Annotated in this window: 10 protein-coding genes; 6 read left to right on the forward strand and 4 right to left on the reverse strand. The window is 69.4% G+C overall.

Annotated elements, in window-relative coordinates; translation table 11 throughout:
• A complete protein-coding gene (locus AB4030_RS17160) occupies positions 1-2,214 on the reverse strand; it encodes a CHAT domain-containing protein (RefSeq protein ID WP_442280419.1) in 2,214 nt (737 codons plus the stop codon).
• 560 nt (positions 2,215-2,774) lie between these two features.
• Entirely contained in the window at positions 2,775-3,278 is a 504-nt protein-coding gene (locus tag AB4030_RS17165) for a hypothetical protein (protein WP_442280420.1), read from the reverse strand.
• A gap of 137 nt (positions 3,279-3,415) precedes the next feature.
• On the opposite strand from AB4030_RS17165, the gene AB4030_RS17170 reads away from it, so the two are divergent.
• From AB4030_RS17170 to AB4030_RS17190, 5 genes are all read left to right on the forward strand, one after another.
• Positions 3,416-4,921, forward strand: coding sequence for a P-loop ATPase, Sll1717 family (locus tag AB4030_RS17170; protein WP_442280421.1), 1,506 nt, complete (start codon positions 3,416-3,418; stop codon positions 4,919-4,921).
• 1,250 nt (positions 4,922-6,171) lie between these two features.
• Positions 6,172-7,062, forward strand: a complete 891-nt coding sequence (locus AB4030_RS17175) for a hypothetical protein (RefSeq protein ID WP_442280422.1) — start codon at positions 6,172-6,174, stop codon at positions 7,060-7,062.
• Entirely contained in the window at positions 7,059-8,615 is a 1,557-nt protein-coding gene (locus AB4030_RS17180; protein ID WP_442280423.1) for a hypothetical protein, read from the forward strand. Before AB4030_RS17175 ends, AB4030_RS17180 begins: the two co-directional genes overlap by 4 nt.
• Before the next feature lie 180 nt (positions 8,616-8,795).
• Entirely contained in the window at positions 8,796-9,551 is a 756-nt protein-coding gene (locus AB4030_RS17185) for a hypothetical protein (RefSeq protein ID WP_442280424.1), read from the forward strand.
• A gap of 375 nt (positions 9,552-9,926) precedes the next feature.
• Entirely contained in the window at positions 9,927-10,445 is a 519-nt protein-coding gene (locus AB4030_RS17190) for a hypothetical protein (RefSeq protein ID WP_442280425.1), read from the forward strand.
• A 680-nt stretch (positions 10,446-11,125) separates the two neighbouring features.
• Here AB4030_RS17190 and AB4030_RS17195 read toward each other — a convergent pair.
• Both AB4030_RS17195 and AB4030_RS17200 read right to left on the reverse strand, forming a co-directional pair.
• Positions 11,126-14,317, reverse strand: coding sequence for an RHS repeat domain-containing protein (locus tag AB4030_RS17195; protein ID WP_442280426.1), 3,192 nt, complete (start codon positions 14,315-14,317; stop codon positions 11,126-11,128).
• Between the two features lie 232 nt (positions 14,318-14,549).
• The gene (locus AB4030_RS17200) at positions 14,550-14,843 is read right to left on the reverse strand and encodes an immunity protein Imm33 domain-containing protein (protein ID WP_442280427.1); all 294 of its coding nucleotides are present in this window, start codon (positions 14,841-14,843) and stop codon (positions 14,550-14,552) included.
• A gap of 401 nt (positions 14,844-15,244) precedes the next feature.
• Here AB4030_RS17200 and AB4030_RS17205 point away from each other — a divergent pair, with 401 nt between their 5' ends.
• Positions 15,245-15,619: a hypothetical protein gene (locus tag AB4030_RS17205; protein ID WP_442280428.1), complete on the forward strand. Its 375-nt coding sequence runs from the start codon at positions 15,245-15,247 to the stop codon at positions 15,617-15,619.
• Positions 15,620-15,753 lie beyond the last annotated feature (134 nt).

Raw genomic sequence — 15,753 nt, forward strand, 5'->3', positions numbered from 1 at the left:
CTACGCGCTTTCGGGTTCGACCCACAGCTCGTAGAGGAACCGGGCTCCACGTTCCTGGGCCTGCAGGAGCTCGTCATCGGTGAGCCGTTCGAGCGTCTTCGCCAGCAGTGGCCGTACCAGCGGGGAGACGAGGTAACGCAGTTCGCCGGTGCTCGGGTGTAGGCCGGCCTGAAGCAGACCGACAGAGACCGCGGACTCGATCTCGGCCTTGATCGGTTCGTCGGGGCTGAGCGCGAGGATCGCATCCAGGGGGACCGCGATCTCGTACACAGCGGCCAGGGAGATGGCGTGCCGCACCTCTTCGGACTGCTCGTCGAGCAGTCGGTGCAGGAGCAGCTCTTCGCGGTACTCGACCTCTTTCGCCTCGATGGAGGTGAACAGCGCTTCCAGGCCGCCCGGGTCAGTGCTGAGCAGGCTGTCGAGTCGCTCGAGCAGCCGGGGGATGCCCGCTGCGGCTGTGATCGCCCGATCCTTGACTGCGGCTTCCAACGGACTGGTGGGTGCGAGTTGCTCGAGCGTACGCAGTTTCTTGTCGAGGTCGTTGCCTTGCAGCTGGAGGACGGGCAGCCGCATGGCCTTGACTTCGGTCGGGAGGGGGAAGTCGTATCGGCTGGTCACCACGACGCGGCTGGCGCTGCCGGTGCGAGCGATAGCTGTGGCGAAGCCGCGCAGCACCTCGAGGGCCTCGGCGCGGCAGCGGTAGGCGCCGTGCCCGTCGGACTCCAGGTTGCCGTCCTCGAAGTCGTCGAACACGAACACGCAGGGGGTGTCCGCCAGTGGCCCGTCCAGGACGTACCGCAGCCGGTCCGCCAGGGTGACGTTCTCCCGGCCGAGCAGCTCGTTGACCCGCTGGTCGATGTCGGGGTCGCCCAAGTTGAGGCGCCGCGTCAGCGACACGACCTCTTGCTCGTCGATGCGTCCGACCCAGACGGCGCTCTGGTCGTGGCTGGTCCGCATCCGCTCCAGCAGCCGTGCGGCGAGGGTGCTCTTGCCCAGCCCGCCCATACCGTGCAACAGCGCGAGCTGGGGACCCTCGGTCGGATCGTCGGGCCGAAGCTCCCTCAGCAGCTTCTGCAGCTCGCGCCGGCGGCCCACGAAGCTGGCGCGGTCGGCGACCTTGACCTGCCCTTCGGCGTCCAGGAACAGGGTGCTGCTGGCACGCGTTCGCAGGCGGACTCGTCCCTTGGTGCCGGGGGCCGTCACGAGTGACCCGAGCGGGGTGCGGTCCGCGCACAGTCGCAGCAGGTGCCAGTCCTGACTGTTGGCATCGAACAAGGCCCGTCGGGCCAGCGTCACAGCGTGGTCGATCGGGCCGCCGTCGGCGAGCCGACCGTACAGGGACGCGGCGAGATCGCTTGCGGCCGAGTCTCCCACGGGTAGGGCCCACCCTAGGACGGAGGGGGCGCCGGCGTCGACGAGCGACTCAGCCATCGAGGCCACGACGCCGTCCTTCTGCGCTGCGGCCGTGTAACAGCCAGACACGAACAGCAACCCCGGCCAGCGGCCCTCGATGGCCGCGCCGATCTGTTCCGCGCTGTGGTCGGACTGGCTGCCGTCGGCGGCCTCCATGACAAATCGGGGCCCGGCCGGGGTGATGTATCCGTGACCGCTGAGGTGGAGCACGTCGAAGTAGTCAGGACCGAACCAGGACAGCATCGCGCCAAGCCCGGCGAGGGAGCCGCTCTCCTCCACGACCACCTCGACGCGCCCGGCAGCGGCGGCCAGGATGACGCCCTCCTCCTGCTCGAAGTCCAGGACCGGCTCGACACCCACGGGGGAGGCCGCCATGAACAGGACCCGGAGGGCGCGGTTTGCTGGGTCCGGCCGGGTTGCCTGCCTAGCCGAGACGGCACGAACCGGCGCAACGGGTCGCGTCGGGTGGATCGTCAAGAAGGAGTCGTCGAACATCAGCTCCCACGGCAGTTCCCGGAGGCGTTCCTGCGCGTCAATGTGGAGCGTCATCGGTTTGTGGTCGGATAGCGCTTTTTGCAGCCACCGCTCGGTCGGTCCGTCCAGCCAGTTGTACAAGTCCGCACCGAGCTGCGTCAGCACGGGCGAGTAGGCGGAGTACTCGTTCGCGACACGATCTACGAACTCGTCGATGTCCTTGCGGGTCAGGCGCCGTTCAGCCATCTCGCCCTCGGGCGGAAACCAGCGCAGTCGCGGGTTCGTCCCCTCCGCGTCGAACAACTCGATCCGGTAGCCGTCCGTCATGGGTCACGCCTCCCCTGAACTCGGATCCCGAGGACTGCCGTCAGCGTGCAGACCTGATCCCGACATTGCACCATGCGGGCGGCAGGCGCGGGCGGGTGTTGGGTGGGTTCCTCGGGGTTCGGACCTGTGCGACGGCTGAGGGCTATGCCTGAACCTGCAGAGCCGCGCCTTTCGCTTCGGCCCTAGCCAGCCGTTCAGCAGGTGCCATCCGACGCGGTGGGTTTCGCGTTCCGCGCTCGGTGAGGTCGCGTTCTCAACTACGTCCGGTGGGGGAGCGCACTTGTCCGATGGTGGCAGGTCAGAACTAATGTCCCGACCCCCCAGAGGCCCGGGGGGTGGGGAGTTTGAATGCAACTTCCCTCGCAACTTTGGTCGGAACAACAGTGGTGTAGTACCGACCGATGCGACCCCACGCGTCAGTATGCCGCACCCGGCCAGAGCTCAGGGCGCCCCTTGAGCTGACGGCCCGGCGCGCGCGCAGCGGAGATGTCCACGGCCGAGTACCAGCCGTCGTCCTTCGAGCCGCCGAATCGAACTCGGCCGGGCCCGGTGCGACCGCCCTACGGCGGGGGCTGGGCGTCGGCGATCACGCGCAGAGCGTCGAGTTGCTCCTTGGCGTGGGCCCTCTTGCCGTTCCCTGCTTGGACCGTGAACCTGAAGTGCGAGGGCCACGAGGACCAGGGTCGCAGACCAGCGCGGAGCCTGGCGTCGTAGTCGCGCGCGGCTGGCAGAGCGTCCACGTACCAACTGTCGCTGGCGTGCGCCTCGAGGCGGTGAGGCAGCGCGGGCCCATGAGCGCCCCTGACGATCACGGCCGGCCGGCGCGACCCGTAGGGTGTCAGGGCGAACGACTCGATGGTGACGGCGGCGCGTCCGGCGTTGACCACCGCCAGGCGCACCGGCGCGCCTGACGGGAACGGGATCTCAGGGGAGCGGCTGGAAGCGCGCTCCATCCTCAGGCTCAGACGGGGCCCACCCGCCCGGAAGGCGAGGGTGGAGACGACCAAGGACAGGGCTGACATCACGAGGGCGGCGTAGGGCACCAAAGCCGGGGCGTCAGGCACTCCCCGAGGGTAGGACGCGGACCAGCCGGCGGCCTGAAGGCGCGCGCATGGGCTCACGCAACCTCAGGCGAGCCGGGCTGTTGGGGCACTCTGGTATGACTTGTCTGGGCGAGACCGGTCATAGGGGGAGGGGTGGGATGGACCCGCAGCAAGTGGTGCAGTCGATCACGATGGGGTCGCGCATCGCGGAGGACGAGCGAGACGATCTCTCGACCTACTTCGTGGAGACCGAGAACTGGCGCAAGGTGTACCAGGGCGAAGCGGACGTGATCTTCGCGCCCAAGGGCGGCGGCAAGAGCGCGATCTACTCGATGCTGATGTCGCGAGAGAGCGACTTCTTCGACCGCGGCATTCTCCTCGCGACGGCCGAGAACCCAAGCGGTGGAACCGCGTTCGCCGAGGTCGAGACGGCTCCACCGACGACAGAGGCCGAGTTCGTCGGCCTTTGGAAGATCTACTTCCTGACGATCATCGCCCAGAGCCTGGCGGAGTATGACCTCAAGGGCGACGCAGCGAACCGCCTCCTCGCGAAACTGGCTGACGCGAACCTGCTCCCCCCGAGCGCGGCACCCCGTCGCCAACTCGTGCGCCTGGCGATGGACTACGTGAAGCGACTCTTCCGCCCCGCCTCGGTCGAGGCGGCGATGACGGTCGACCCGGCAACCGGCTACCCCATGGTGGTCCCGAAGATCACGTTCGCCGAGCCCACCGCCGAGGAGCGGCAGTCCGGCGCGCTCTTCGTTGACGAACTCTTCGATCTCGCCCAGCAGGCGCTGGGCGACGCTGGCACCTCCATGTGGATCCTGCTGGACCGGCTGGACATCGCGTTCGCCGAATCTCCCGATCTCGAGGCCAACGCGCTCCGGGCGCTGTTTCGCGTCTACCGCGACTTGGAGCCACGGAACAAGGTCCACCTGAAGATCTTCCTCCGGTCGGACATCTGGGAGGCGATCACAAGGAAAGGCTTCCGCGAGGCTAGCCACATCACTCGCGACCTGGCCATCGACTGGAACGAAAACACCTTGTTGCGCCTCGCGGTGCAACGCCTCCTCCGGAGTGCCGCACTGCGGGAGCACTACGGGGTGGACGAGGCGGAGGTTCTGTCGCACATAGACCGCCAGCGGGAGTTCTTCTACCGAGTGTTTCCGCCGCAGGTCGACCGGGGCAGCAAGAAGCTCGCGACGATCGACTGGTGTCTCTCGCGGACCAAGGACGGGACCGGGCAGAACGCGCCTCGCGAACTCATCCACCTCCTGTCGGAGACGCGAAACAGCCAACTCAACCGCTTCGAAACCGGCCAGGCCGCGCCCGAGGGGGGCGCGGTGTTCGACCGACAGGCGTTCAAGGAGGCACTGCCGACGGTATCGAAGGCCCGACTGACGCAGACGCTGTATGCCGAGCACCCGACCCTGAGGCCGTACATCGAGAGGCTGGAGGGCCAGAAGACGCGGCAGAACGTTGCAAGTCTGGCGGCGGCGTGGGGCATCAATGAGGCCGAGGCCGCGAAGACCGCCGAGCAACTCGTGATCATCGGCTTCTTCGAGCCGCGACTGAGCGACTTCTGGGTCCCCTTCATGTACCGCCCAGCGCTGGAGATGATCCAAGGATCGGCGGAGGGTGTCGCGGCCGCAGACGAAGACTGATCCATCAGGCGCCGAGGCGGCACAGCGCAGTCCCTTTCCCGGGTCCGTTCGTGGCAGGCGGTCGCGGCGGCGACGAGGGAGCCGCCTCCTCGCAGAGGGGTCTACCCCGGCAAGCCGCCAGACCACCTCCAGCCGCTCTAGCGTCCACCTTGCGCCCCGCTGATCAGTCGGCCACACGACGACTGCGTCCCCCCCGCCGCTCTCCAACGTGCTCACCGGCGGGAAGGCGACAGTCCCGAAGGGCGTCCCGGTGTTGAACGCGGCCTAGCATCGGCTGGCGGCCCGACCCTGCTCGGCCCTCGCTGGCCGTGCTCGGGGCCGTCAAACGACCCGGCCCCGCGGACGCCTTTGGTCGCGGCGGTGCTCCCTGGGGCCCTGGTGCGCTGTGTTTCTGGCGGCGGCTGACAGACTGGCCGAGCACGCCCCCGCCGCATCATCTGGGGCGACCGTCGGCCCGGGATATCGGCGTCGAGGCGGCGGGCCCCTCGTCGAGGTGCGAAAGCCAGGTGTGGCGCGAGCCGTGCTATTCGGGGGCCACGTCCAGACAGGGACAGCCCCCGCAGGACCGCGAGCGGCATTTCACCTCCTTGGCTCGCGGTGGGTGGTCGTGTGACGTTGGGGAAGGTTTCGCCGCGTGTGGCGGTCGTCACCGTCTTCGAGCCGGTGGCTGGTCACCTCCTTGGTCGGCTCGGGGTCGTGTCGTCGACCGTCATGTTCACGACGGTCGTCGGTCGTTTCGCTGTGGAGTTCTCAAGGTGCGGGTCTGCCCGCTCTCTCACGGTCGGAGCCAGCTGCTTTCTCGCAGACTGGCCGTCGCTTTCGAGGCCCGGGCTGACGCACGTACCTGTGCACCGTGCGTCATCGAGCGCAATCACCTCGTCGAGCTTGGCGAGCAGGGATGTTCTCGCGCCGCGTTCCGGTGTGCGCCTGCGTGCGTTCTCGTGGCTGTGGTGGGCTGGCAGCTGCGGGGAGCCGCTCCTACCGTCGGTGGGAGGAGGCGCGCCATGGCACGACGAACGGGCGCCGCGGTCCGTGAACCGGAGGACCGTCGGGCACACGAGGACACCGCGACCCAGCGAGCATCGGTCTCAGGGCTACCTGGCGGCGAGCCACCCGACAGCGGACGGGTGAAGGCAGCCGAGCGGCGCCGGCGGAACACAGCGCCGTTGGGAGCTGCTGAGGTGGTCTTCGACGATGACCCCGGCCGGAGGGGGCGCCGTACCGGGCCTCCAAGGTCGGCACCGTCGGGCGTGTGGGATGTCGGTGGGGCCGTCGAGGCGGCGCAGGCGCGGTGGGAGGTGAGCGCCGAGTTCACTCAGCAGACGCTCGCCCGGGTCGGTGAGACGGTGCACCGGTTCGCCCGGCGGCTCACAGTTCAGGGGGTCTGCGACGTCCGGGAGATCACGGTGGAGCACTGTCGAGGGTTCGTCTTTGCGCACACCGCGGGCGGGCAGGCGCCGGAGCTCACCACCCAGCACGCGCGCCGGACCGCGCTGCGGATGCTGTTCCGCACGTGGCGCGAGCTCGGTATCGGCGATGGTGACCCCACGCTGGACCTCGTTCTGCCGACCCGGTCCAGCACTTCGGCGCGTCCGCTCACGGACGTCGAGGTCACCTTGTGCCGGGCCTCGGCGCGACTGGGGGAGGCGGGAGCCGCTTCCCTGCAGCGGGCCGTCGCATGGGCGCTCGGTGAGGCCACCGCGGTCTCATCCGAGATCTCCGCGGTCCGCCTCGCCGACCTCGATGACCCGGACCAGCCGCGTTGGGTGCACCTGCCCGGCACGCGCCGGCACGACTCGCGGTTGGGGGAGCTGACCGAGTGGGGTGCCAGCATCGTCAGCCGCCAGGTCCAGGTGCTCCGTTCGCACCACGCGCCCGCCGCCACGCCCTTGGCGTACCGCGGGGCGGCACCCGCCGGGCAGGCGAAGGCCCAAGCGGCCGTGTGCAGCGCCCTTGGCGCGGTCCTCGAGCTGGCGGGCCTGTCCACCGAGCCGGACGTGCGACCGGCGTCGCTGCGGAATTGGGCGGGGCGGACGCTCTACGACGGGGGCATGCCGATCGAGCAGGTCGCCCGGCGGATGGGCGCCCGCAAGCTGGACCAGGTCGCTGAGGACCTCGCGATCACTTGGAGGCTCCCGTGAGCGAGAAGCACGCCTCGACCCTCGCGCGGATCCGCGCGGTCACCGCCTCCCCGACGCTGTACCGGCTCGCCGCTGCCCTGGAGTACGAGCGCCTCGTCGGGCGCACGCCGACCAACCCCCTCTACGTCGTCTTGGCGTACGGCGTCCTAGCCCGGGTGCTGCGCTCGGGCATTCGCGTCCAGGTGGACCTGCAGGACCGCGCCACCTGGCTGATGATCCGGGCCCAGCTCGAGCAGGGCCTCGCCGACTCCGGGATCGACGCCCCGCCCCCCGGGCTGCGGCCACCCGTCTGGGGCCACTGGCGCTGGCTGCGCGACCAGCGTCTGGCCACCGACGAGGGCCTGGCCGTGCTGGACCGGGTCTTCCCTGAGCTGGCCGTGGACACCGCGCACCGCATCGGGCTGCTGCTGCCGGCCGGCCCCGGCAGCTTCACCCACCCCGACCCGTCCCGGTGCGCCTACGGCGACGGCACCCTCATCCGGCCGATCTACCGGCCCCCGGAAGCCGTCACGGTCACCGAGGCCGACGGCAGCACCCACATCGCCTACCCCCACCCGCGCACCAAGGAGCTGCTCGACCACCCGCCCGGACGGTTCGACCCCGACCTGCAGCTGCACCACGGCCAGCTCGGGCCCGTCCAGACCCACGGCTACGTGTGCTGGCACGCCCGAGGACCCGAGCTCTACCAGCGCGTCGTCCTCGCCGCCGCGCACATCCCCGTCCCCGGCGCCGAGGCCGCGACCGCCATCCGCGTGCTCTCCCGGGTACATGCCGCGGCCGGCGACGGGATCCAGGTCGTGGTCTACGACGGGGCCATGAACGGCGTCCACATCGACCAGGTCATGACCCGCTACGGGTACCTGCTCCTGGCCAAGCAGCCCACCAGCTCCACCGCCGGCGACACCGACTCGGCGACGCTGGTGCTCAACGACGCCGGCCGCCGCACCCGCTCCTACCCGCTCGGGACCATCCGGCATGCCCCCGTCGGGGCGGTCGAAGGGTGCGCGCACCAGATCGCGACGATCGGCGGGCGCGTCGTCGAGGTAGGCCTCGACGAGACCGGGGACCCCGTGGTCCTGGCCGAGCTCAGTCGCGGCGCCGTCAAACGCTTCCGCCGCACCAACGGCAGCTACCACTTCAACATCGGCTACCACGTCCCCTGCGCCGCTGAGCCGTTCACTGTCTGGCTCAGCCCGCACGCCGAAGCCACCGGCGACCCGCGCCGGCCCCAGAACCTGCGCGTGATCCCCGAGACCGACCCGGACTTCGACCCCCTCAGCGGCCTACGCAACGACGCCGAGAACTTCCACTCCAACCTCAAGCGCACCCTGATCTGCGACCGCGCCATGAGCCTGGGCTGGCGCCGCGGCCTCGTTGACGTCTACTGCTTCGGCCTGCTCAACAACGCCCTCACCGAAGCCAGAGCCGCCGCAGTCAGTGACGCCCGGAAACGCCGCCGCGTCGTCACCCGGAGACGCGCCAGCGATCCGCGCCCCGTCGGTGACGGCTTCGCTTCCACCAGGACCACGGAGCGTCGGCACCAAAAGGGCTGACGCCCCCGGGCCCGCGGCCCACACGTCGCAGGGGCAGCGACAAGTTCGCCTGCGCGCTCGATGCCTCGTCGGCGCTTGAACTGTGGCGGTACTTCCGTCTCCGCGGAGGCGACGACACCGGAGACCGGCCCGCAGGCAGAGCCTCAACTACGAACGTCTGCACCCGAAGGGACTCATCCCATGAACCATGCCGACCCCACCGGCCAACCCGCCTCGCGCCGTCCGGCGAGCGGTCAGCCCGCGAAGACCGAGAATGTCACCGGCGAAATACCACCCGCACAGGACCCCGCTGAGACCTGCGAGCTCCCCGGCGTCGAGGAGCTCACCCCCGACGGCCGGGGCACCTGGTTCGTCCTCTCCACCCACACCACGCACGTCCTGGACCTCGACCGGCACCGCTACCAACGCCGGCCAGGCCCCCACGGCTCCAGATTCCCCCTCGACTACACGTCCGTCGTGTACTCCGCCATCGAGGTCTACCCAAAGCGAGGGGGACACCTGCTCGTGTGGTGCGACGACCCGACGGCACCAGACCTCTGGCAGCACTTCCGCCGCTCCTCCACCATTCGGGCGATCCTCGGACTGGAAAGCAGAGGTCTGCACGGGCCGGACACGGCTGGCGGCGCGGAAGCGGCCGATCCGAGCACTGCTGCACCCACACCAGCCTTCGAGGAGTTCTACACGCACATCGGGACGAGCGGCCGCTGGCGCGTCCTGACGGAGAACAGCGAGTACCTCGTCGACTTGGATGCCCGCACCGCAACCCGCAAGCCCGCAGCAGGCTGGCCCTTGCGCGGGGACGGACGCCCCCAACAACTGCTCGAGGTGATCCACGCCGAAGTAGGTGAACCCCTGACCCTGCGCCTACACCTCGACGGCAGCCCGCACCAGACCGTCCGGTACGCGACCACGGTCGTGCGGATCGAGCGTCCCTGAACCCTCGATGAGGGCGGTCCACGGGTGGAGTGCCACTGGGTCGGTCGCCACGGTCGGTGGCCACGGGGACGGCGCGGCGGGGTCGGCCCGGCGGGTTGGCCGGACGTTTCGCGTCGTGGGTCTACCGGGTTTTGAGGAGCTAAAAATACCGATTTTTGATGATGTGCCCCGGGCGCGCTGCAAAGCAGACTGCGAGTGCGGCCTTCGAGCAGGGGTTGTCGCGACCCGATACGTCCGAACACCTGGCTACCTGGGGTCGCAGTTCCAGGCACCGGCCTCGGTCGTCCTGTCCCACCCTGCTCGGGGGCTTCCCGCCCCACCGAGCTTCTGTACGCGCCGGCTCCGCCGACGCCCCCGAACCTGAAGGACACGCACATGCCGCACGACCCTGAGACCACCCGCAACGACCGCTCCGGCGCCAGCACTGTCCCGGTGTACGAGCAGATCACCCAGGTGTTCCTGTTCGAGACCACCTACACGATGGGAGGGGTGATCCAGGCGGCCGTGGACGCTCCACTCACCTGCGGGCGCAAGTTCGGCTTCCCGGCGACGCTGCTCTGGGGCCTACTCGTTGGGCAGCGAGCAGCCGGCTCAACCCCACGGCTACTGCATGAGCTCAGGGTCAAGAGTACCTGGCGGGCCATCTGCGAGAACTACGCCGCCATGACCGGCGGCGACCAGCTGCCGCCCGAGCCCCCGAACCATGACGAGTTCGAGGATTTCATGCTGCGCATGCTGACGCCCGACCTGCTGATCGCGCTGTACGACATGTTGCGACGCTGCGCCCTCGGCCAGGCGTGGGAGTACCGCGACCTCATGCCCGGCCTGCACTGCTCCTTCCTGCTGACAGCGCAGACAAACATGGTCTACGGCGACGCCACCTGCGTCGCGTGAGCGGAGACAGTGCGCCGCCGGCCGTCGAGGACGCACACCGTCGACGCGGCGACGGCGAGGTCGACCAGTCCTGAGACCGGCAGCGGCGGCCGTGGTGGTTACGGTGCCGCTCCTCGCGACCACCCGTCGACGCGTGCACTCACCGCAGGCACGGACGGAGGCGGACCCGCTCTGTATAGTCGCCATCCGCGCGCCCATGGAAGGTGGAAGCAGTCTCCCTGTCTTGCCGATGGTCGGACGTTGCGATCCTGCCGCTGACGGTGCGTCAATCTGCCCTCAGCAGAGCCGGCACTCGGGGCGAGATGCCGCGTTCTGAGTCGGCGGCCCGGTATCCCAAACGGGGTCTGATGGAGGCTTTCATTTCACGAAGGATAGGGGCCATGGCAGCACCGAGGAAGTACTCGGAAGACCTTCACGAGCGCGCGGTCACACCGTTGACCGGCGCCGCGACCCGGCCACCAAGCAAGTGGCGCTGCGACTCGGGACCGAGGCGAGGCTAGCGGCCTTCCTTTCTCGCCGCCACCGACCTCATCAACGCTTGCGCAATGAGGAGTACGGCGAGGCCGCCCAGCAGATACCGGCCCGGGGCCGGCAACAGCAGGAAGGCCAAGACCCCGGAGAAGCACTCGGCGCCCGCGATCAACACCCAGCCTCTGAAGCCCGGATCCCTCACGCGCTTTTTAGCACTCATCTGAGAACACGCATCCAACCGAAGCAGCAAAGATTCCAGCCGAGAAGGTGAAGTTCGAGCCCGCCACGACAGCGGCTGCAACAGTGGCCGTCGCCGGTAGAGTTACAAGACTAAATACAGCGAATCCAACGAACAATGCCCCAAACCCCACAAAGAGAGCATCCGAAGCGGCGCTCTGCCCAGTGGGGTCGTTGTAGTTGATGGGGTTGTCGGCGGCGTAGGTGTAGGGGTTGGCTTGGTCGGGATCGTTGAGGCGGGTGATGGGGTCGGTGGTGGTCCAGCGGCCGGTGGTGGTGTCGTTCCACCGGGTGCCGTGTTTGGTGTAGCCGGTGGCGGGGTCGTACAGGCCGGTGGTGTGCCGGTAGGGGTTGGCGTCGACGAGGGCGCCGGTCCCGGTGGCGGCGGTGATGGTGCCGTAGGGGTCGTAGCTGTAGGTGGCTTGGGTGGTGCCCTGGCCGTCGACGATGCCGACGACGGTGCCGAGGCCGTCGAGGACGAAGTAGCCCTTCTGCCCGGTGGGCAGCTCCATCCCCAGCGGCGTGCCGTCGGGGTCGGTGTCGAGGTAGGTCTTGGCGCCGTTGACGATGATGATGTCGATCCCGGGGACACCGTGCTTGGTGTTGCGGCCGTAGACGTACTTGGTGGTGTCGCCGCCGGTGACCTTGCGGGTGACCAGCTCGTTCTGGCCGGGGCCGGCGTACTCGTAGGTGGTGTCGGTGGTGGTGTTGTGCTGGGTGGTCATCTGCCCGGGGCCGTTGTAGGTCAGGGTGCCGGCGGCGGGGGCGGTGGTGGTGTTGCCGGCCATGTCGTAACCGTATCCGGCGGTGGTGATCTGGTTGCCGGTGTTGAAGGTCAGCGACTGGGTCTGCACGCCGTCGCGGGTGACGGTCTTGCGGTTGCCGTTGGCGTCGTAGGTGTAGCCGTAGGTGTGCCCGGCGTAGTTGGTGACGCCGGTGAGCCGGTTCGCGGCGTCGTAGCTGTAGACGGAGCGGGCGGCGGTGAGGTTGTCCTGGGACCACTGGATCAGGCCCTTGGTCGGGTTCGACGTTGTGGTCGAGACCGGGCAGGGCGCCCCGGCCGCAACGGTGACGTAGCAGTAGGTGGTGTCGAACACCTTGGTGGTGTCCGAGCTGTTGCGGGAGGTCCAGGTCCCGGCGATCCGGCCCGTACTGTCGTAGTCGGTGTGGGTGTGCGCCATGAACGTGCTGTGGTCGGCGTTGGCCTTCCACCAGGTGTCGGCGCGCGGCCCGTCAGCGTTGTAGCCGAACCGGGTGGTGGCCGAGCCGGGCGGGGTCATCGAGGTCAGCTGGTTGGCGTCGTCGTAGGTGTAGGCGGTGGTGCCGCGGGTGGTGGTCTCCCCGGTGAGGTTCCCGGCCAGGTCGTAGTCCCAGCTCAGCGAGCCGCCGCCGGTGGTGGCGGAGCGGCCGATCAGGTTGTCGTGGGCGTTGTAGGTGAAGGTGACGGTGCCGTTGCCGTCGGTGCGGGTCTGGACCTGGCTGGAGTTGTTGTACGTGTAGCTGATCGACGGCGTGGTGTCGGAGTAGGCGATGGTGTCGATCTGGTCGACGCCGGTGTACGTGTACGTGGTGGTGACGCCGCGGCCGTCGGTGACGCTCTGGAGCCGGCCGTACCCGTCCCAGGCCAGGGCGGTGGCCCCGAGCCCGGACCCGGCCGGTGGGGTGATCGAGGTGATCTGGTTGGTGGCCGTGTCGATGCCGTAGCTGGTGACCTTCCCGGCGGGGTCGGTGGAGGTGGCCAGCGTCCCGGCGCCGGCGGTGCCGGCGGCCCGGTAGCTGACCTTGGCGACCGCGCCGGTGCCCGAGTTGGTGGTCGAGGTCGGGTTCCCGGCGCCGTCGTAGCCGATCACGGCGGCGTTGCCCTGGGCGTCGGTGCCGCCGGTCGGGGCGTACGGGTTGACCGACCCGGAGGTGTACGACAAGGAGGCGGTGGCCCCGGTGGGGGCGGTGACCTTGGTCAGCGACTCCCCGCTGTTCGCGCCGTAGGCGGCGCTGGTGACCGCCCCGGCCGGGGAGGTGGCCGAGGCGATGTCGGCCATCGGGGTGTAGCTGGTCTTGCGGGTCCGGCCGAGCTCGTCGACGGCCTGGGTGACCCGGTCGGTGCCGTCCAGCGTGTACGTGACGTGCGGGACCGCGGACACCGGCTGGGTCTGGTCGGTGTTCGGGCTGGCGACCTGCGTCTGGGTGCTGCTCGGGTAGCTGAACCGGGTGATCGACCGGGTCCCGGTCGCTGGGCCCTTCTCCACCGCGGTGACCCGGCGGGAGCTGTCGTAGGCGATGTTCAGGACGGTGGTTGATGGGTCGTCGATCGAGGTCAGGTTCCCCGCGGCGTCCCAGCCGAAGGTCGTCACGCCGCCGGCGGTGTCGGTGATCGAGGTCAGGTGCTGGTTGACCGTGTCGTAGCCGTAGGTCACGGTCCGGGAGCCGGCGGCGTCCGAGGCCTGCGTGATCGAGGTCAACAGCCCACCGGTGAAGGCCAGGGTTGCCTTGCGCGCGTTGCCTCCGCCGCGGGTGGCCGTGATCGAGGAGGCGGTGACCGTGGTGGCGTTGCCGCTGCGGTCGGTGACCTTGCTCAGTGCCCCGGACGCGGTGAACGTCGAGACCGCCTTCGTGGCGTGGTCGGACAGGGTCCAGCCGGTCGTGCCGGTCTTGGTCAGGGTGTTCTTGAACCCAGCCGGGGTGGTGTAGCCGCTGGTGCCGGTGATCGGGGTGTACAGGCCCTCGAGGCCGCCCGGGGCCAGGTACAGCACGGTGCCGTCGGTGTTCGCGACGAGCTTGGTGTCCTGCCCGAGCCGGGTCGCGAAGCCCTTGCCGGCCGCGCCGGCCGGCAGCGCAGACCCGGCGCCGAGCAGCAGGCTGTTGAAGTCCAGCCCGAGCTGGACGTCCTGGTCGACCCCGGGCAGGGTCAGGTCCGTGGTGGTGACCAGCAGGTTTCCGGTGCCGACGTCCACGCTGGCGCTGACCCGCTCGGCCGCCCGGAACTCCACCCGGGTCGCGTTCGGACGCGGACCGACCGGCAACGGCGCGACCCCGGCCGCCTGCGCCGGAGCAGCGACCACGGCCCCGAGCCCGGCTGCGACCAGCGCCCCGACCACCCCCGCCGCGACCAGCCGCGCCCCGCGCGGCTTCGCCCCCTGCACCTGAACCGACCTGGAAGCCTTCATCACACGCCCCTTCGCGAGAACCAGCCTCCCCCTGCGGCTCAGCTGGTCGTTCGCACCATCCTCCGCAGATGCGGAAATAGGACGAGAATCCCGATATTTCTTGACCAAACCTTTAACCTCCACCCCGACATCGCAGCCCGCCCGGGCTCCGGCACCACAGCGGAAAGACGAATACAGATGTTCGCTCATGCCGCTGTCGGTAAGTCGGGTCGTGCCGATGGGCGTCGACCGCTCACACGTCAAGCAGCGACTCGTCCCGCCAGGTATCGGTGAAGTCAGGCGCGTAGATGAACCGCGTCCCGGGAGGGAGTTCCAGCAGAGACTGCAGAGCGGGGCAGCGTTCGAGCACATGAGCCATGTGCCACGGGCGGAAGAAGTCCGCACGCCCTTGAAGCTCGCCCGTCCACAGGTACCAACCTGTGGCGTCCGCCTCTGGCGGGTGGCGCAGCCCATGTAGTGGCCACTCCCACGTGGTGGCCTCGATCACGGCTCGGGAAGCACCGAGTTTGCCGCCGGTCAGTGTCACTCCGCGATTGTGTCGGAGAACCGCCCGATCATGCCGCCGTGCGCGAGGTGCCTGTTACCGAGCGATCGCCGTGTCCGCGCCGCCGTGGGGCGGCGGCACGATCCCCGGGAGGGCTGCGCTGGTCGAGCTGCCATGGCGTATGTCAGTACCGTCGAGGCGGCGAAGTGACCGTCGCGCCGCGCCTGCCCGAAGTCGGCAGCTTGGGCGCGGCGTTCCATGCGGCGCAGGCGCTCACCGTCGAGCGGTCGTGAAGACCCAGACGGCGCCAGGAAGGTGCGTGGGTTGTCCGCTGCGCCGGCGCCCCGTTCGGGCATGATGTGCGCATGACAGGGAAGCCGCCGCCTACGTGACCGGGCGGCTCGCCGCCGCACGTTGGTGGTGTGCCCATTCCGATGCCGAGGATGCCGACTCGCTGGCTGCTCCTGCGGGTCGGCGCGGCCCTGGTGTGGGGCGGCATCTACGCGTCCCAGTTTGTCTGGCCTACGGGAGCCGCCGGCACCGATCCTGCGCTGCGGCTCTCGCACCTGGGGGTGGCCCTTGCGATCGTCATCCTCGGCGTCGTGGACGTGCGTTCGCGTGTGCTGCTCGCGGACGACGGGGTGGTGGTCGTCCGCGGCTTCTGGCACAGGCGGATCGCGTGGGCCGACATTCGCCAGGTCCGGGCCCGCAAGAACGGGTTCGGGCCGGGCTGGGTTGAGCTGTTACGCATTTCCTCACGCCGGGTGGTGAGGCTGCCCGTGGACGCCCAGCAGTATCGGCGTCTGCGGGAGCGGTAGGCCGCGGCAACCAACGCGAGCGGGCGGAGCGCGCGCTGTAGCCACCGGTAATGCGCACGGGCGTCCGCAGGCTGGGGCCCGCACCTTGCGGTGCAACGTCGTGCGCAGCCAGGCGTCGGTGCGGCAAAGTGAGG

This window comes from Terrabacter sp. 2YAF2 (genome assembly GCF_052114705.1).
In the GTDB taxonomy this organism is placed as follows: domain Bacteria; phylum Actinomycetota; class Actinomycetes; order Actinomycetales; family Dermatophilaceae; genus Terrabacter.

What these genes read in the sequence shown, in the direction of transcription:
- AB4030_RS17160 (WP_442280419.1), bottom strand. Translation starts at nt 2,214, where the DNA reads ATGACGGACGGCTACCGGATCGAGTTGTTCGACGCGGAGGGGACGAAC.
- AB4030_RS17170 (WP_442280421.1), top strand. Translation starts at nt 3,416, where the DNA reads ATGGACCCGCAGCAAGTGGTGCAGTCGATCACGATGGGGTCGCGCATC.
- AB4030_RS17185 (WP_442280424.1), top strand. Translation starts at nt 8,796, where the DNA reads ATGAACCATGCCGACCCCACCGGCCAACCCGCCTCGCGCCGTCCGGCG.
- AB4030_RS17190 (WP_442280425.1), top strand. Translation starts at nt 9,927, where the DNA reads ATGCCGCACGACCCTGAGACCACCCGCAACGACCGCTCCGGCGCCAGC.
- AB4030_RS17195 (WP_442280426.1), bottom strand. Translation starts at nt 14,317, where the DNA reads ATGAAGGCTTCCAGGTCGGTTCAGGTGCAGGGGGCGAAGCCGCGCGGG.
- AB4030_RS17205 (WP_442280428.1), top strand. Translation starts at nt 15,245, where the DNA reads ATGCCGACTCGCTGGCTGCTCCTGCGGGTCGGCGCGGCCCTGGTGTGG.